At 62.9% G+C, this 16155-nt stretch carries 18 protein-coding genes; 11 read left to right on the forward strand and 7 right to left on the reverse strand.

The annotated features are described in order from the left end of the window. Positions 1-7 precede the first annotated feature (7 nt). Entirely contained in the window at positions 8-1420 is a 1413-nt protein-coding gene (locus A3CW_RS0121695; RefSeq protein WP_028205445.1) for an MFS transporter, read from the reverse strand. A gap of 33 nt (positions 1421-1453) precedes the next feature. Continuing rightward, a complete protein-coding gene (locus A3CW_RS0121700) occupies positions 1454-3238 on the reverse strand; it encodes a gamma-glutamyltransferase family protein (protein ID WP_028205446.1) in 1785 nt (594 codons plus the stop codon). A gap of 224 nt (positions 3239-3462) precedes the next feature. On the opposite strand from A3CW_RS0121700, the gene A3CW_RS0121705 reads away from it, so the two are divergent. Further along, positions 3463-4113 (forward strand): FadR/GntR family transcriptional regulator, encoded by a 651-nt coding sequence (locus A3CW_RS0121705; RefSeq protein ID WP_028205447.1) that lies wholly within the window; start codon positions 3463-3465, stop codon positions 4111-4113. Between the two features lie 27 nt (positions 4114-4140). Here the strand turns inward: A3CW_RS0121705 and A3CW_RS0121710 are convergent, their stop codons facing one another. Together A3CW_RS0121710 and A3CW_RS0121715 are read right to left on the reverse strand one after the other, a co-directional pair. Further along, positions 4141-4665 carry a GlcG/HbpS family heme-binding protein gene (locus A3CW_RS0121710; RefSeq protein WP_035513488.1) on the reverse strand — a complete coding sequence of 175 codons (525 nt, stop codon included), beginning with the start codon at positions 4663-4665 and terminating at the stop codon, positions 4141-4143. Between the two features lie 98 nt (positions 4666-4763). Further along, positions 4764-5960, reverse strand: a complete 1197-nt coding sequence (locus tag A3CW_RS0121715; protein WP_035513490.1) for an NnrS family protein — start codon at positions 5958-5960, stop codon at positions 4764-4766. Between A3CW_RS0121715 and A3CW_RS53370 the strand changes: the two genes are divergently transcribed. The 4 genes from A3CW_RS53370 to A3CW_RS0121730 all read left to right on the forward strand — a co-directional run bounded on the left by A3CW_RS53370 (position 5959) and on the right by A3CW_RS0121730 (position 9218). After that, complete coding sequence (locus A3CW_RS53370) at positions 5959-6120, forward strand: hypothetical protein (RefSeq protein ID WP_169739111.1); 162 nt, start codon at positions 5959-5961, stop codon at positions 6118-6120. The two genes, A3CW_RS0121715 and A3CW_RS53370, sit on opposite strands and share 2 nt — an antisense overlap. Positions 6121-6817: 697 nt before the next feature. After that, positions 6818-6949, forward strand: coding sequence for a hypothetical protein (locus tag A3CW_RS54330; protein ID WP_281175139.1), 132 nt, complete (start codon positions 6818-6820; stop codon positions 6947-6949). Positions 6950-7388: 439 nt separating this feature from the next. Next, positions 7389-8078 carry a hypothetical protein gene (locus tag A3CW_RS0121725; protein ID WP_154678000.1) on the forward strand — a complete coding sequence of 230 codons (690 nt, stop codon included), beginning with the start codon at positions 7389-7391 and terminating at the stop codon, positions 8076-8078. 153 nt (positions 8079-8231) lie between these two features. Then, positions 8232-9218 carry an aldo/keto reductase gene (locus A3CW_RS0121730; protein WP_028205451.1) on the forward strand — a complete coding sequence of 329 codons (987 nt, stop codon included), beginning with the start codon at positions 8232-8234 and terminating at the stop codon, positions 9216-9218. On the opposite strand, the gene A3CW_RS0121735 is transcribed toward A3CW_RS0121730, so the two are convergent. From A3CW_RS0121735 to A3CW_RS0121745, 3 genes are all read right to left on the reverse strand, one after another. After that, positions 9215-10264, reverse strand: a complete 1050-nt coding sequence (locus A3CW_RS0121735) for a methyltransferase (protein ID WP_028205452.1) — start codon at positions 10262-10264, stop codon at positions 9215-9217. The two genes, A3CW_RS0121730 and A3CW_RS0121735, sit on opposite strands and share 4 nt — an antisense overlap. A 112-nt stretch (positions 10265-10376) precedes the next feature. Continuing rightward, positions 10377-11096 (reverse strand): DJ-1/PfpI family protein, encoded by a 720-nt coding sequence (locus A3CW_RS0121740; protein WP_028205453.1) that lies wholly within the window; start codon positions 11094-11096, stop codon positions 10377-10379. 101 nt (positions 11097-11197) lie between these two features. Continuing rightward, a complete protein-coding gene (locus tag A3CW_RS0121745) occupies positions 11198-11746 on the reverse strand; it encodes a carboxymuconolactone decarboxylase family protein (RefSeq protein WP_028205454.1) in 549 nt (182 codons plus the stop codon). A 166-nt stretch (positions 11747-11912) separates the two neighbouring features. On the opposite strand from A3CW_RS0121745, the gene A3CW_RS0121750 reads away from it, so the two are divergent. From A3CW_RS0121750 to A3CW_RS0121775, 6 genes are all read left to right on the forward strand, one after another. Then, positions 11913-12674, forward strand: a complete 762-nt coding sequence (locus A3CW_RS0121750; protein WP_028205455.1) for a bestrophin-like domain — start codon at positions 11913-11915, stop codon at positions 12672-12674. Between the two features lie 259 nt (positions 12675-12933). After that, the gene (locus A3CW_RS0121755; RefSeq protein WP_028205456.1) at positions 12934-13245 is read left to right on the forward strand and encodes a BufA1 family periplasmic bufferin-type metallophore; all 312 of its coding nucleotides are present in this window, start codon (positions 12934-12936) and stop codon (positions 13243-13245) included. Positions 13246-13276: 31 nt separating this feature from the next. After that, positions 13277-14218 (forward strand): MNIO family bufferin maturase, encoded by a 942-nt coding sequence (gene bufB / locus A3CW_RS47120; protein ID WP_051481620.1) that lies wholly within the window; start codon positions 13277-13279, stop codon positions 14216-14218. Continuing rightward, a complete protein-coding gene (locus A3CW_RS0121765; protein WP_028205457.1) occupies positions 14208-14987 on the forward strand; it encodes an HvfC/BufC N-terminal domain-containing protein in 780 nt (259 codons plus the stop codon). The genes bufB and A3CW_RS0121765 overlap by 11 nt, the downstream gene beginning before the upstream one ends. Before the next feature lie 5 nt (positions 14988-14992). Next, positions 14993-15496 carry a DoxX family protein gene (locus tag A3CW_RS0121770; protein ID WP_028205458.1) on the forward strand — a complete coding sequence of 168 codons (504 nt, stop codon included), beginning with the start codon at positions 14993-14995 and terminating at the stop codon, positions 15494-15496. Next, a complete protein-coding gene (locus A3CW_RS0121775) occupies positions 15493-16134 on the forward strand; it encodes a DUF1109 domain-containing protein (protein WP_028205459.1) in 642 nt (213 codons plus the stop codon). The genes A3CW_RS0121770 and A3CW_RS0121775 overlap by 4 nt, the downstream gene beginning before the upstream one ends. Positions 16135-16155 lie beyond the last annotated feature (21 nt).

The raw sequence follows: 16155 nt of genomic DNA on the forward strand, positions 1-16155 counted from the left end.
CGTGTGCTCAGCCGCGCAGCCCGTCGCGCGCGAGCGGCTTGTGCGCATCGAAGTCCGCCTGCGCGCCGCTCGCCTCGATGTCTTCGAGCGAGCGATTGCGGGTTTCGATGCCGAGGAAGAACACGACGCAAGCGCCCGCGAGCAGCACGGCGGTCGTCATGGCGAACACGCCGAGAAAGCCGAACGCGGGATACACGAGACCGACCAGAATAGGCGCGCTCACCGAACCGATGCGACCGAACGAAGACGAAGATCCCGTACCGGTCGTGCGTACCGCTGTCGGGAAGACCTCCGGCGTATAGGCATAGACGCCCGCAAACGCGCCATTCATGAAGAACGAGAGGCACACGCCCGCCACCGTGATCTGCACGCCCGTATGCGAGAAAGCCAGCGCAATCGCGGCGAGCCCGCCAAGCGTCATGTAAGAGGCCACGACGCCCTTGCGGCCGATCCGCTCATTGAGCCACGCCGCCGAGAAATAGCCGGGAATCTGCGCACCGTAGATGGCAATCGAATAGCCGAAGCTCTTCGTGAGCGTCAGGCCTTCCTTGACGAGCAGGCTCGGAATCCACGAGAAGAACGAGTAGTACGCGAAGGCCACGGAGAACCACATAAGCCAGCTCACCGCCGTCGTGCCCACGAGCCGGCGTGAAAACAGCGTCAGCACGTTCTGCAGCGCACTGCCGCTGCCCTGCGCCGCGGCGGGAATCGCGCCCACCGAGCCCAGCGGCGCCAGCGCAATGCCCTCCTGCTCGTAGCGCGACTCGATCGCCCGCACGATGCTGTCGGCTTCGGCAGAGCGTCCGCGGCTTTCGAGCCAGCGCGGCGACTCGGGCAGCGTCCTGCGCCACCAGAGCAGCATCACCACCGGCAGCGAAGTCAGCACCGCGAGATAGCGCCAGCCGTCCGGGAAATTGCGCACGACGGTATAGCCAAGAATCGATGAACTTAGATATCCGAACGACATGAAGCCGACGAGCGCGCCGCAGAACATGCCGCGATAGCGCCGCGGCACGAATTCCGCGAGGAACGGCGCGATGACGACCGTTTCCGCGCCCGAACCGAAGCCCGCGAGCATGCGCAGCGCGAAAAACGTGTGCCAGTCGTGCGCCGTGGCGCTCGCCATGGACGCCGCGCAATAGATGGCCAGCGCGCTCATCATGATGCGCCGGCGACCAATCACGTCGGCCAGCACGCCCGAGAGAAATGCGCCGAAAAAGTAGCCGATATACGTGCTGCTGGCGACGAGTCCCGTTTCGGCGCTCGTCAAATGCCATAGCTTGCTCACGACCGGCAGCAAAAAGGCGAGCGACGACGAGTCCAGCCCGTCGAACATATAGCCGAGACCGCCGATCAGCAGCAGTTTGCGATGGAAGCCCGCGAGCGGCAGTCTTTCGAGTCGGGCGGCGACGGTGGACATGGTGGGTCGGTTCCGGTTGAGCGTGGCGCGTGTTCAGCGGCCGATCGCATAGGCCTGCATCTGGCGCGGCGTGGCCGCGCCGCGCATGAGCCCGTTGCGCATGCCCACCGCGCACACCCGCCCGAGCCCCCACGGCTCGGCCACAGTGAGATCGTGGCCGCGCGAGCGCAATTCGGCGAACGTGGCTTCGGGAAAGCGCGACTCGGCCGACATCTTGCCGAGCTGCATCGAGCGCGGATAAAACGAGCCGGGGAAATGCGCGGTCTGGAACGAGGGTGCGTCCACGGCGGCCTGCAGGTTCATGCCCGCATGCACGTGCCGCAGGAACAGCTGCATCGACCATTGATCCTGCTGGTCGCCGCCCGGCGTGCCGAACGCCGCATAGGGCTTGCCCTCGCGCGTGACGAGCGTAGGCGAGAGTGTCGTGCGTGGACGCCGGCCCGGCCCGAGCGACGAAGGCAAGCCCTCTTCCATCCAGAACATCTGCGCGCGCGTGGTGACGTTGAAGCCGAGGCCGGGCACCGCGGGCGACGCCTGCAGCCAGCCGCCCGATGGCGTGGCCGACACCATGTTGCCCCAGCGATCGACCACGTCGAGATGAACGGTATCGCCGCGCAATTCGGGCAGCGGCGCGAACGTCGGTTCGCCCTGCCCGAAGCCGCCCGGCTGCTGGCGCCCCGCGTTGGCGAGGATGCGCGCCGCGCGCGCTTCGCTGTCGAGCAGCGGACCGGGACGGAATTCGAACGAGGCCTTGTGCGGATCGACAAGACGGCGGCGCGCGTCGTTGTACGCGTCGCTCAGCAGCGTATCCATCGGCACGTCGGCAAAGCGCGGGTCGCCATAAAACACGTCGCGGTCGGCGAACGCGAGCTTCGACGTTTCGATGACGGTGTGCACGAAATCCGCACCGAACGGATCCATCGCACCCAGATCGAAGCCCTTGAGCAGCGCGAGCTGTTGCAGGAACATCGGCCCCTGGCCCCACGGTCCTGTCTTGTGCACCCGCAGGCCCGCGTAGTCGTATGAGAGCGCTTCCTCGTAGGTGGGCTCCCAGCGCGCGAGATCGTCCGCGTTGAGCAGGCCGCGATTGCGAAGCCCCGAGGTGTCGAGCACGTCGGTCGAGCGGAAATACTGGTCGATCGCGTCGGCCACAAAGCCGCGGTAGAACGCCGTGCGCGCGAGTTCGCACTGCTCGGCGCGGTCGCTTTTCGCGCTCGCCTCCAGCAGGATGCGGCGGTACGTGGCGGCAATGGCGGGATTGGCGAACAGCGCGTTCGGGGCGGGGGCGTCGCCGTTGCGCAGCCATTGCCCGGCGGAGGTCGTCCATTCGCTGAGGAAGAAGTCCTTGATCGCGAGAATCGACGCGCACATGCGCGGCAGCACCGGATAGCCATTCTCTGCATAGCCGATCGCGTAGCTCAGCACGTCTTCGAGCGGCAGTTGCCCGTAGTCGCGCAGCATCGTCATCCAGGCGCCGAATGCGCCGGGCACCACGGCGGGCAGCAGGCCGGTGCCCGGCACAACTTCGAGCCCGAGCGCGCGCATGCGTTCGATCGTCATGGCCGCCGGCGTCACCCCCTGGCCGCACAGCACGCGCACGCGGTCTTCCCGCGCGCTGTAGAACACGACGGGCAACTCGCCGCCGGGACCGTTGAGATGCGGCTCGACGATCTGCAGCACGAAACCGGCCGCTGCCGCCGCGTCGAACGCGTTGCCACCCTTCTCGAGCACCGCCATCGCCGACGCGCTGGCGAGCCAATGCGTGGACGCCACCATCCCGAAGGTCCCGATCAGCTCCGGACGCGTTGTAAACGACATCTTCCACTCCCTGTGCGAAAGGTTCGACTGGTGGACGAACCATTCATGATTGGTTCCAAAACCTTTCACGATCAGCTTACGAAGGAAGATTTTTGGCCGCACCCGGTGTTAACCCTGAAATCTCGACCAAATCCTACGGTTTTGTCCATTCTGGAGACCGTGCGGTTGCGCGTCACCGCCCGGCTGCTAGAATCGAACCAATTCATATTGGTTCACACGACACCATGGAAAGATCCGCGCTCGACCACCTGCTTGCCTACATCGCACAACACCGCTTGAAAGACGGCGACGCGCTGCCTCCCGAACGCAAGCTCGCCGAGGACCTCGGCGTGAGCCGCCGCGAACTGCGCGCGGCGCTTGCCTCGCTGGAGGCGTCGGGCCGGATCTGGCGCGGCGTGGGGCGTGGCACTTATCTGGGCGCGCGGCCCCTGCAGTTCGCGCCCACGCTGCGCGGCCTGCGCTCGCGTACGAGCCCGGCCGACATTGCGGAGATGCGCCTCATGTTCGAGCCGGCGTTAGCCGGGCTTGCCGCCGCCAAGGCCACGCCCGAGGATCTGAACGAACTGGAGAAGTGCGCAAAAAGAAACGCGACGGCGAAAACCGATGAGGAGTGGCAACTATGGGACCAGCGCTTTCACCTTCTGATCGCCCAGGCCTCGCGCAATCCCGCGATCATTGCCCTCATGGAAGTGATCAACGGCATGCGGGTCAAGCCAACCCAGCGTGAAAAGACCACGGATCAAGCCACGCGCCATCATTTCGCGCAGCAGCACCAGTTCATCGTCGACGCGATTCTCGCCCGCGACGGCGAAACCGCCGCGCGTTGCATGCGCGAGCATCTGCTGAAGGTGCAGGGATACGGCTCGCCGCATTGACTGAGGAAGCTACGGCGCCTCCCGCGTTCACTTCACGGTGGAAGCCGCAGCCTTGCACGTTACGGCATCCTGATCGCCCGTGCCGCCGCTGCAGCCGATCGCACCGATCACCTTGCCGTCCTCGACCAGCGGAAAGCCGCCGGGTGAAGCGACGAGGCCCGGCACGAGCGTGGCAACGTAGGCATGACCGCTCTCGAACTGGTTATAGAAAACGCGGGTCTCGCGGCGAAAGCGCGCGGACGTGCGCGCCTTGTTCTGCGAGACCTCGACAGAGGCGTACTGCGCGCCATCCATGCGCTCGAAGGCAACGAGATCGCCATGCGGATCGACCACGGCGATGTTCATTTTCCAGTCGTGCCTGCGCGCCTCGGCTTCAGCAAGCGCAAGCAGATGCTTCGCCGCATCGAGCCCGATAGGCGAACCGTAAGGAATGTCGTAAGGCATGCGCTCGGGCACAGCAGCCGCTGGCGGCGTGGAAGCTGACGTTTGAGCCTGCACGGAGGTTACAAAGACGAGACAGGCCACGCCTGCGATCTGAACAGAGTGATGCATTGCACACCCTCCTTCATCGGCGGGCCCAAGGCGTCTCGCGCGTCCAGCCCTCGCCAGTCAACATACTCGCGCGATCCGCCGTGTGCAAGGCCGATGGGTCAGCCCTCCTTACCATCGACACGCGGTGCAATGAGCCATCCGGCGTAGCGATAGCAGTAGGCCGCGAACGCAACGACCCAGCACGCGCCTGACGCTTCGATCCAGAACGTGAGCCACTGCGGCGCGAGCCAGGGTCCCACCACGCGAATCAGCGCGGCGACCACGAGCAACACATAACAGGCGATATCGAAGCCGCCCGCCACCAGCTTGCGGCCCGTATGTCCGCGCGCCGTGCGTGTGATCATCGCCATGATCGCGCAACCGATAGCGCCCACCGTGAACGCGTGAATGGCGAGCGTATGCGCGACGAGCCCCAATGCGGCCAACGCGAGCAGCACGAAGCCGACGGGTATCCAGGCATAGGCGATGTGCAGGATGGTCAGGATCGGCCGGATGCCGACTCGCCACGAACGCCAACCCCAGATCCGTGCGCCTTGTGCGCACGCCGCCGCGAGCGCGGCGATCGCGACGAGCACACCGGAGCCGAGTGCGGCATCGAGCACGAACGCCAGTGCGCTGAGCGGCATCACCGCGCGCTCGACCGCATTCCAGCGCTGCGCCGTGTAGCCAGGCACGGCGTTGGCCGTGAACGACGGGATGACGCGTCCGCCGATGATCGTGATGAACAGCACCAGCATGCCCACGGCGAGATACGCGCTGTGCAGCGCCCAGTCCGCGCGGCCGGCCAGCATCGAAAGATGGAACGCCACGTTCAGCGCGGCGAGCATGCCGAGCGCGACCGGCAAGAAGATGTTGTGGCTGTTCTTTGCGCCGATGAGCACGCGCAGCAGCACGAGCGCGCATGCGGGGAGAAAGAGGCTGTCGACCACGGCGGCGACGCCAGACGGTGCGTAGGCAACGGTGATGCGCCCCGCGAGCCACAGGAGCCATAGCGCAGCCAGCGACTTGCCCTGCGCCGGCGTGACCGACGTCCACGCGCGCACGGCGGTCAGCAAGAAACCCGCCACGACCGCTGCGCCGAAGCCGAATATCATCTCGTGCGCGTGCCAGAACATGCCCGGCAGGTACGAACTGAGACCCGGCAACGGATGGCCGGCATACGCGGCCATCCAGGCCAGCAGCGCCGCGCCGCCAAAGAGCGCACCGCCAAGGTAGAAGGGCCGGAAGCCGAGCGCCCACAGCGCGAAACCACCGCGAGCGGTGGGGGTGGGTTCTTCGATTCGAAAGACGGTCATGATTGCTCTCGCCAATACATTCATTTTCAATGCATCTTATATGGACTGGCTGAGAAATGCCGCTGGGAAGCTGAAAGGTGCGGAACAAAAGAGATTGAAAAGTCAGCAAAAAACCCCGAAGAACCGGCGTGGAGCGCGGAAAACAGACATGAAAAACTGAAAGTGCGGTGTAATGTCGCCCCCCTTCATTTCTCAAAGACAACATAGGAAGTCCGGACGCCTGCGTGGGAATCGCGCAGATCAGCGGCTGCAATTTAAGCATGGGATTGCTGCGACAACGCCGCTTATCGAAGGGAAGACGAGCTGTCGTCGCCTGACTCCAACCCGGGGCCGCCACGATGGTTTGCCCGCCCCCGTCGCGTCGCCTCATCTAGCCTGGTCGACACTCGCGCACCCCTGTCCAGCCCTGCCGATGCATCAGCGGGTTGAATCCGCAGCAAAGACATTTGTACACATCGCCGGGCAGACGTTTAGACGGCCCTTCCGCTCGACAATGCGGACAGCGGCGGTCAACGCCCCCCAACCCTTGCCAGGGAATACGCGCCCCAGAAATACCGATGCCGATGGAGCAACGGGCCAAACTCGCTAACCTATCAGGTTAGTCGGGGCAAACGAGCTAAAAGCGATTAAGTAAGAAACCAGTTTCTCCTGGCGGAAGTCAACGAAGGAACGTATAGACGTATTGCATAGCATCGTTGCCTCTCATTTTTTCTGAAGCAGGAAAACCTGTCGAACATTGACGCACATGTCCACGACTCTCTATCTCCGTTAGATATACTTAACAAACTGCGAAAAAAATTGGGGATGGTCCGAGGCCAACACGTTGGCCTTCACTGCTTTCGACACTCGTTACACAGATGAACCACCGTGGCCACAACGGCGAATCGGAACAGACGGTGCTCGGTCCGTTTCATCGTGCGGACATCTGCGAAACGGATTTCTTCGCACTCGAATATGACTTCGTGCTGCGGCAGGCAACTGTCGGCTGAACAAGTACTCGCTCGAAAATGTATCGGCAACCGGAAAAATTCAAATGCCCCACTCTCCCATCACGAACCTCGTTTTTACGCAGGCACGCAGCCAGAACGGTTGGCTCGACCGTCCCGTCAGCGACGAACAGTTGCGCGCGCGTTACGAGCATCTGAAATGGGGGCCAACCTCTGTGAACTGTTCACCCGCCCGCTTCGTGCTTCTGCGCACGTCAGCGGCAAAAGAGAAACTGAAACCTGCGCTCGCGCCAGGCAATGTCGAGAAAACGCTGAGCGCGCCCGGCGTCGTAATAGATGGGCGATTACTAGCTGGCCATGCAGCAGCGTGGCTGGTCGCTAGCAACACTTCGTCCACGCTGGCAGCATAGAACAATATTGAAAAGAATTTCGAACTCACGACGTCAGGTCTTCGTGTGACATCGCAGTCGGGAGCTTGCTCATGAAAGTCCAAAGCGCGACACCATACCTGTCATTGCTTGCGAGACACTCGTCCTATGCCGCATTATTGCTCGGCTGCCTGACAAATCCGTCCGCAGCGCAGGAGCCAGCAAGTAAGCCCGGCACACCCACGGCTGACGCGCCGAGCTACAAGGTCGGTGATACGTGGACCTTTATATGGGGGCGAACCGACTCCAGGCCCGGGACCCCTCTTGTTATGACGGTAGTCGCGGTAACAGAGACGCAGACGACGATGTCGTCCTCGTGGAACGGCGGCCCCCCAAAGGAAATCCACTACGACAATCAGGGCAACCTGACGCGGGACGGCAACGGAACAACGTATGAACCTAGCAACGGAACCCTGAGTTTCCCAATGACTGTGGGAAAAAACTGGGACTTTCATCATGTCCGGCGTTTCACGTTCGGAACCATTGACGTCAGTGGCCACGATGAGATCGTTGCATTCGAGCGGGTACAGGTACCCGCTGGTTCATTTGACGCCTACAAGATCGTCAGCCATGGGGTGAACGCCAGGCAGCTTGATCGCTTGTACGATGCGCCGTTCACCGAAACTTACTGGTATGCGCCAAGCGTTAAAAAGGTCATCAAGTCGGATTACGTGTTGTATCTCGATCACCATGCGCTGCTGACCCGTACTTCCGAATTGAGTGCTTTTTCACTTGCCCCATGACGTTACCTCGATGGTCCACCATCGCCCGCAGGACCAGCATCTGGTTCAGGTTGAACAGGCGTCGAAGAATCGTGCAAGCAATCGAGAGTATTGTGCTAACACGTCTTCGACGCGTGTGCCATTCTAGGTAGCTAGCCATCACAGGAGGGCAATATGCTGAACACGCGCAAGCTTGGACGTGAAGGACTCGTCGTTTCGGAGATTGGGCTCGGGTGCATGGGGATGTCCTACGCGTACGGCACGCCCGATGACGCAGAGTCGATCGCCACGATTCATCGGGCGGTCGAACTGGGTTGCACATTCCTCGATACCGCAGAGATCTATGGTCCTTTCGCCAATGAAGAACTGCTCGGACGCGCGCTAAAAGGACGTCGTCACGCGGTGACGATCGCAACGAAATTCGGCTTCAGGTTCGACAACGGGGTACGCGGTCTCGACAGCCGCCCCGAGCATATCAAGGAGGTGATCGACGCGTCGCTGGTCCGGTTGCAGACCGATCACATCGATCTGCTCTATCAGCACCGCGTGGATCCCGCCGTACCGATCGAGGACGTGGCAGGCGCGGTCAAGGACGCGATCGCCGCAGGCAAGGTTCGCTATTTCGGCTTGTCGGAAGCGAGCGTCGATACCATCCGGCGCGCCCATGCCGTGCAACCCGTCTCGGCCGTGCAAAGCGAGTATTCGCTGTTCGAGCGCGGCGTCGAAGACAAGGTGTTGCCGGCCCTGCGCGAACTGGGTATCGGCTTTGTACCCTACAGTCCGCTTGGCCGGGGCTTCCTGACCGGCAACGCCAGGCGGGCGGAGGAGCTTCCCGCCGACGACTGGCGGGCAGCCAATGATCCGCGCCTACAGGGCAGCAACTTCGATACGAACGTCAAGCTCGCAGATTTCGTCAGGACCCTTGCCGACGAGAAGTCCGTGACACCGGGCCAGCTCGCGCTTGCCTGGCTGCTCAAGCAAGGTGACGATCTGGTGCCGATCCCCGGCACCAAACGGCGCCAATACCTCGAGGAAAACGTGAACGCAGCTTCAGTTCGTCTGACGCCAGCGGATCTGGATCGCATCCGCGGTTTCCTGGCTGAGCACCAGACCGCGGGCACACGTTACCTGCCGCCCATGCTGTCGCATCTTGACCGCTAGCGGACGCCAATAAGCATCGAGTTTTGCCCGCCCAGCGGTTCGGCTCTAATCTCCCGAAAGCCCGCCTCGGTCATCCATTCACGGCACTGCCCGGCGGTATAGTCGAAACCGCCGGGCGTCTCGATCAGCATGTTCAGACTCATCAGCAAGCCAAACGCATTGTGCCTGCGCCCGTCGTCGATCATCGCGTCGTAGACGATCAGACATCCGCCGGCGGGCAACGCCTGATAACTCCTCGCGAGCAGTTCGCGCTTCTGTTCGAGATTCCAGTCGTGGAGAATGTGTCCCATCACCATGACGTCGGCTGAAGGCATGGCGTCCTTGAAGAAGTCGCCCGGATGAAAGTGGATTCGCTCCTGCAGCGCGTTCGCCGCGATGTAGTCGTTGAATACGGGAGCGACCGCGGGCAGATCGAACCCAATTCCCGCAAGATGCTCGTGTGCACGTGCGATCTCCGCCACCAGAGCACCCTGCGCGGTGCCGACGTCGACGACCGAGCGATAGTTCTGCCAGGGAAATTTTTGCGCAATCTCCTTTGCCAGTTCCAGGCTGACACCCGTCATTGCGCCCAGAAACTCACGGAGCCCCCGTTCGTCACGATAGATTGCCTCGAACGGGTCACCGCCCTGTTTTGCTTCGTTCTGCGGCAGCCCCGTGCGCAGTGCTTCGGTCAGCGAACCCCAGAAGGGGTATAGGCGGTTGTTAGCCATGCCCAGCAATCCGGCGATACAACCCGGCTTGGTTCTGTCGAGAAATGCGCCGGCCTCAGCGGTATTGCGGTATAGGCCGTCGTCTCGATCCAGGACCCCCAGCGCAACCAGAGCATCGAGAAAGTCGTATGCCGATCGCGGATGCAACTGCAGTTGCTCCATCAGTTGTGTTGCTGTGCGCGGGCCTCTGCCCAGAACGGTGAACAGGTCGAGCTCGACCGCGGATAGCAGCGCCTTCGAGGCCCAGAAACCCATGGCCAACTGAAGCAGCTTTTGCGGAGAAGCGGCGGATGCATTCCCGCTTTCAGACGTCAAGGTGCTCGATTGCGTTTCCATTGTCTCGTTTCCTTTCGCAGAGATACCAAGGTTTTCGATGGTTTGCTTTGCTACGCGAATCTACTTTGCGTCAATAGAACACCTTGCGGACGAAGACTATTCCGCGCCTGCCTCAGATTCCAGACGCTGTGCGCTTTCCTGCATCGTCCTGGTAGGCGCGTCCTGTAGATATCCGCCTTTCGGTAATGGCTTGCGCCCGTTCGGTCACCGTTGCCAGGATGTGCGCCGGTGCCGTTTCCGGGGAACCGGACTGGAATGGTGGCTTCGGGTCATAGGCCATATACAGTTGCAGTTCCTGGGCGACCGTCTCTCCCCGCAGCAGCGAGACCACGATCAAGGAGCCATCGATTCCCGACGTCACGCCACCCGCGCTGATCAGTTGCCCGTCGATCACCACACGCTCGCCACTGGGAATCGCGCCATAGAGCGGGAGGACGTCCATTGCCGTCCAGTGCGTCGTGGCATGCTTGCCATGCAGCAGGCCAGCCGCACCGCAGAGCAGCGCGCCGGTACAAACCGAATAGACGTAGCGCGCGCCCGCTGCCTGATTGCGGATGAACGACAGAACGATTTCGTCGTGCATCAACGCCGCCTGGCCGTGTCCGCCCGGCACGAGGAGGACATCGAGCTGCGGCGCCTCTTCGAACGTGGTGTCGGCGAGCAGCTGCATGCCAGCCAGATCGCGAACCGGGTTCTTGTCCTTCCAGAGCGTGATGAACGACGAATTGGGCACTCGCGCCAGCGCTTCGAAAGGTCCGGTGAAGTCGCACTGGTCCATGTCCGGGAAAATAATCCCGCCGATCTTCAGGTGAACGTGCAGAGGAACAGTCATAGCCGTCTCCTTAGAAAACGCAGAACGTCAAGGGTGACCAGCGAGGAGGCGGACCGTCGACTGCCGCCCCCTCACTGGGTACATCAGCACATAGTGCGTGCTTAGGCCTGCCAGGCGTATTGCTGGAACATCTCCTCGAGCGGCGGGTTGGCGACGCTGCCGGTATAGTTCGTCATCGTCGACGCAGCGACAACCAGGATGACGTCCAGCACCAGAGCCGGGGCGAAACCGGCGGCCGTGAAGGACGCGACGTCCTGATCGTCGAGACCGCCACGCTTGTCGATCAACGTGCGTGCGAGATGCGAAAGCGCCGCGAGCTTCTCGTCGGCCGGCAGACGGCCGGCGCGAATGGCATTCACATCGGCTTCGCTGAGCCCTTCCTTGAGTCCGAGGAAGGTGTGGAAGGCGACGGCCCAGGTGCTGCCATTGGTGACGGCATTCGTGAGCAACAGGGTCTGAACCTGTGCCTCCGTAAAATTGCCGCCGTGGACCTGCTGAAACACGCCGGTCAGGCCGTTGATCAGCTTCGGCGAACCGGCAATTGCGCCTGCAATGTTGGGAACCATACCGAACGCTTCAGCAAGACCTCGAAAGGCCGGTTTCGAACCTTCCGGTGCCGTTTCGAGTGTATATACGGGGAAGTTAGCCATGATATTTCCTTGGGAGTTGGGCGCATGCATCAAGAGGCGATGACACGACAAGCAAAGCGTAGTGATGCGCCGCAGCCTCGCCAATTACATGGCGTGTAATAGAAAAGAGTCGTTCAGCATCCGGCGAAGACAACCGCGCCTGCACGCAAAAACGGAGAATCGAATAATGCACCATCTCGGCATTGCGGTCATTGTGTTTGCATGCGTGTTGAGTAGCGCCTTGCTCGGCCTGTATCTGCACACCATGCTGCCGGCGCACCATCTCAGCGACGAATCGGTCAGCGTCATTAAGCTGACGATTGGATTGATAGCCACCATGGCCGCATTGGTGCTCGGGCTGCTGATCTCGTCGGCGAAAAACTCATTCGATGCCGCGAACGCCGCGGTCGTACGCGACGCCACCGAGATCATTCTGCTCGATCGCACACTGGCCCAATATGGTCCAGACACGCAGGAGATCCGGGCCTTGCTGAAGCAGAGCGTCGCCACAGGCCTCCAGAAGATCAGCTCCGGCGATCCGGGTCAGCTGGCAAGCATGCGTAGCCCCGAGGAACTTAAACGCGGGGAATATATTCAACGCCGGCTGGCGGAACTGTCGCCGAACAGCGAAACGCAACGCCGGCTGCAGGCGCGCGCCATCCAGATCGCGGGCGAAGTGCTGGCGATGCGCGAGCTTGCGCTGCTGCAGGCGGCAGGCTCGACCCCGATGCCGCTACTGCTAACGCTCGTGTTGTGGCTGTGCATCATCTTCGGCTCGTTTGGGCTGTTCACCTCACCCAACACGACGGTCGTCATCACGTTCTTTATGGGCGCGATATCCACCTCCATCGCCATTTTTCTGATCCTGGAAATGAATACGCCGCTCGGCGGAATCGTCGCCGTCTCCCTCGCGCCCGTGCATGAGGCGCTCTCCATACTTGGACAGTAGTCGTAGCGGTCCCGCGTAGAAGTTTTGCCGCCGCGAACGACATCGGGCGCTAGTTCGTTCGATTGGGCATTCCGGTTACAGCCGGAAGTGCTTTTTTTGCTCGGGAAAGCGCTTTGCAGCGCTTGCGAGCGTCCTGCCCCCTCTCCCTTCGAAATGCCACGCAAAAAAAATCGATCGGTGTAACCGGCGTCCAGCCTCGCGCGAATTAGCTGGTGTATCCGCAATGGGTACCTCTCATCTCAATTACTGGAGAACGTCCATGTCCGCCAAGACCACTGTTAGTTCCGCTCTGCTCGCAGGTGCCGTTGCCAGCCTGCTGGCTTCAGTCGCTCATGCCGCGCCGCTCACGAAGGAAGAAGTGAGTGCCGCCGTCGCCGCTCACAAGGAAAAGTGCTTCGGGGTCGCGCTGAAGGGGCAAAACGACTGCGCCGCCGGTCCCGGCACGACCTGTCAGGGTACGTCGACGATGGACTTCCAGGGCAACTCGTGGAAGTTCGTTCAGGGTGGCACCTGCGCGAGCATCGTCGTGCCGGGCGGTGGACACGGCTCGCTCACGCCGATCAAGTCCTGATCGCGAGAACGACGAAAGAGAGGGGACGATCATGAACGCTTCCATCCAATCAGCGGCAAGGTCTGGCCGTCCCCTTCGCACGGCGCACGGCGGGGCCGCGCTCGCGGGCACGAGCTTCAAGCATGAGCATCTCGCGGCGATCCTCGAACACGGACTGCAGGACGGATTTTTCGAGGTGCACGCCGAGAACTATATGGGCGCAGGCGGGCCGCCGCACCGCGCGTTGAGTGCGATCCGCGAGCGCTATCCAGTCTCGCTGCACGGTGTGTGCATGTCGATCGGTGGACCGGACAGGCTCGACGCCCGCCACCTCGCGCGCTTTAGCGCGCTGGTCGCGCGCTATGAACCCGCACTCGTTTCCGAACACCTCGCGTGGTCCTCGCACGGCGGCACGTTCTTTAACGATCTGCTGCCACTGCCTTACACGAAGGCGACGCTCGATAAGGTCTGCGAACACATCGATCAGATGCAGGAAGCCATTGGACGTCCGATGCTGCTCGAGAATCCGTCGACGTACGTGGCCTTCGCGGCGTCGACGATGAGCGAAACGGAATTCATCCGCGCGGTCGCGCAGCGCACTGGCTGCGGGCTGCTGCTCGACGTCAACAATGTGTTCGTTTCGGCGACCAATCACGGTTATCCGGCACGCGCTTATCTCGCGGATTTTCCTCTCGAACACGTCGGCGAGATTCACCTGGCCGGCCACAGCGAGCAGCACGACGACGAGCACGCGCCGCTGCTCATCGACAGCCACGACCGCGCCGTCGCCGATCCGGTATGGGCGCTCTACCGCGAAGTGATCGCGCGAACCGGGCCGATACCGACGCTGATCGAGTGGGACAGCCAGTTGCCTGCGTGGCCCGAACTGCGCGCACAAGCATTGGCGGCCCGGCGCATTGTCGCCGAACTTTCCAGCAACAATGCATCGGAGTCCGATATATATCACCCGGAGCGTGCCGCCCATGAAGCCTGAGCAATTCACGAGCGACTACGCGACGGCCTTCGCGCCGGGACTGACGAACCCCGAACTCGCAGCGCCGAACGGTGTCGTGGCTGCGCACGGCAAGGGCGTCGTCAAGCGCTACAACGTCTATCGCAACAACGTCACCGTTAGCCTCATCGACGCGCTGGCCGCAATCTATCCCGCCGTGCAGCGCATCACGGGCGTCGAGTTCTTCCGCGCGATGGCACGCTTTCACGTACGCGCCACGCCGCCGGCATCGCCGCTACTGTTCGAGTACGGACGCGATTTTCCGTCGTTCATCGAAACCTGGGAGTACGCACGTGACATGCCATGGCTTGCGGATACGGCACGCATCGAGCGCGCGTGGCTCGACGCCTGGCACGCCGGGGACGCCGCACCGCTTGCGGCCGACGCATTCGCGGGCATCGACGCGGATTCGCTCGCGCAGGTGCGCTTTGTCCCGCATCCGGCCGCTCGCATCGTGCGCTCGCGCTACCCGGCCGTCGCGATCTTCGCGATGAACCGGGCGCCCGGCCCCGTCACCCCGCTGCATTCGAACGATGCAGAAGACGCGCTCGTCACGCGGCCCGAATACGACGTGATTGTCTCGCGCCTGCCTGCAGGCGGCGCGGCGTTTCTGCTCGCACTCATCGAGGGCATGCCGCTCGGCACCGCCGCGCAGGCAGCCTTCGAGGAGAGCGACACCTTTGACCTGCCGGCCAGCCTGGCCGCGATGATTTCGGCTGGCGTGTTTGCCGCCATTCAACCAGGAGCGTAACCATCATGCAAACTCAACAGGACTCCAGACCGTCTTTCGCGGGCAACGTCGCTCGCGCGATCGGCTGCGCCCGGCGCTTCATCGAGCGGCTCGCACAACCGTCGTTCGTGCAGCTCGTGCTGCGCCTTGCGCTGGCCGTGCCTTTCTGGAAATCGGGCATTCTCAAGTGGCACGGTTTCCTGCAGCTCAACGACACGGCCATCGATCTCTTCACCGACGAATTCAAGCTCCACCTGCCCGGCGGCCCGTATCCGTTTCCGGCGCCGGCCCTCTTCGCGTTCCTCTCCGCGTGCGGCGAGGTCGGCTTCCCGGTGCTGCTCGTGCTCGGGTTCGGCACGCGCTTCGCGGCCGCCGGATTGCTGCTGATGACCTGCATCATCGAGCTGACGGTGCCGGACGGCTGGCCGATCCACATCACGTGGGCCGCCATGGCGCTCGGCATCGCCGCCTGGGGCCCCGGCGTGATATCGATCGACTACCTGCTCGGAGACCGCGCGTACCGGTCATGAAAACGCGAGAGCTGGTCACCCGGCTCGCGAGCGACGTGTCGCCCGTCGAGCGCAACGCCGTCCCGAGGCTGCTCACGCGCGCGCTGCTGTACGGCCTCGCCGGCAGCGCGGCCCTGCTGGTTGCGCTGTACGGCGTACGCAGCGACATGCCCGAGCTGATCCTAACGACGATGTTCTGGATTCGCCTCGCGTTCCCGCTCGCGATCATCGCCGCGGCCATGGAGCTCGCCGGGCGGCTGGGCCGCCCCGGCGCACGCCTCAGGCTCGCCGGGCTCGCGGCGGCGCTGCCGGTGGCCTCCATGCTGCTCGCCGCGGGCAGCATCCTGCTGGCGACGCCGCCGGGCTACCGGCTCGAGTTGATGCTCGGCACCACATGGCGCACGACGACGGCGAACGTCGTACTGCTTTCGCTCCCCTCGCTCGCTGCAATATTGCGCGCGATGAAGCAACTCGCGCCGACGCGGCTCGCCCTGGCCGGCGCGGGCGCGGGTCTTCTGGCCGGCGCGCAGGGATTGCTCGTCTACTCGCTCTATTGCTCGGAAATGGCGGTCCCGTTCTGGGGTGTCTGGTACGTGCTCGCAATCGTCATCACGACCGCGGCCGGCTCGGCTGTCGCGCCGCATTGTCTGCGCTGGTGAGATTCGCGTCGACGCCGCATG

The organism is Paraburkholderia nodosa DSM 21604 (genome assembly GCF_000519185.1).
In the GTDB taxonomy this organism is placed as follows: Bacteria; Pseudomonadota; Gammaproteobacteria; order Burkholderiales; family Burkholderiaceae; genus Paraburkholderia; species Paraburkholderia nodosa.

Coding starts and splice junctions, on each gene's coding strand:
- A3CW_RS0121695 (WP_028205445.1), bottom strand. CDS start 1,420: ATGTCCACCGTCGCCGCCCGACTCGAAAGACTGCCGCTCGCGGGCTTC.
- A3CW_RS0121700 (WP_028205446.1), bottom strand. CDS start 3,238: ATGTCGTTTACAACGCGTCCGGAGCTGATCGGGACCTTCGGGATGGTG.
- A3CW_RS0121705 (WP_028205447.1), top strand. CDS start 3,463: ATGGAAAGATCCGCGCTCGACCACCTGCTTGCCTACATCGCACAACAC.
- A3CW_RS0121710 (WP_035513488.1), bottom strand. CDS start 4,665: ATGCATCACTCTGTTCAGATCGCAGGCGTGGCCTGTCTCGTCTTTGTA.
- A3CW_RS53370 (WP_169739111.1), top strand. CDS start 5,959: ATGATTGCTCTCGCCAATACATTCATTTTCAATGCATCTTATATGGAC.
- A3CW_RS0121715 (WP_035513490.1), bottom strand. CDS start 5,960: ATGACCGTCTTTCGAATCGAAGAACCCACCCCCACCGCTCGCGGTGGT.
- A3CW_RS54330 (WP_281175139.1), top strand. CDS start 6,818: ATGAACCACCGTGGCCACAACGGCGAATCGGAACAGACGGTGCTCGGT.
- A3CW_RS0121725 (WP_154678000.1), top strand. CDS start 7,389: ATGAAAGTCCAAAGCGCGACACCATACCTGTCATTGCTTGCGAGACAC.
- A3CW_RS0121730 (WP_028205451.1), top strand. CDS start 8,232: ATGCTGAACACGCGCAAGCTTGGACGTGAAGGACTCGTCGTTTCGGAG.
- A3CW_RS0121735 (WP_028205452.1), bottom strand. CDS start 10,264: ATGGAAACGCAATCGAGCACCTTGACGTCTGAAAGCGGGAATGCATCC.
- A3CW_RS0121740 (WP_028205453.1), bottom strand. CDS start 11,096: ATGACTGTTCCTCTGCACGTTCACCTGAAGATCGGCGGGATTATTTTC.
- A3CW_RS0121745 (WP_028205454.1), bottom strand. CDS start 11,746: ATGGCTAACTTCCCCGTATATACACTCGAAACGGCACCGGAAGGTTCG.
- A3CW_RS0121750 (WP_028205455.1), top strand. CDS start 11,913: ATGCACCATCTCGGCATTGCGGTCATTGTGTTTGCATGCGTGTTGAGT.
- A3CW_RS0121755 (WP_028205456.1), top strand. CDS start 12,934: ATGTCCGCCAAGACCACTGTTAGTTCCGCTCTGCTCGCAGGTGCCGTT.
- bufB (WP_051481620.1), top strand. CDS start 13,277: ATGAACGCTTCCATCCAATCAGCGGCAAGGTCTGGCCGTCCCCTTCGC.
- A3CW_RS0121765 (WP_028205457.1), top strand. CDS start 14,208: ATGAAGCCTGAGCAATTCACGAGCGACTACGCGACGGCCTTCGCGCCG.
- A3CW_RS0121770 (WP_028205458.1), top strand. CDS start 14,993: ATGCAAACTCAACAGGACTCCAGACCGTCTTTCGCGGGCAACGTCGCT.
- A3CW_RS0121775 (WP_028205459.1), top strand. CDS start 15,493: ATGAAAACGCGAGAGCTGGTCACCCGGCTCGCGAGCGACGTGTCGCCC.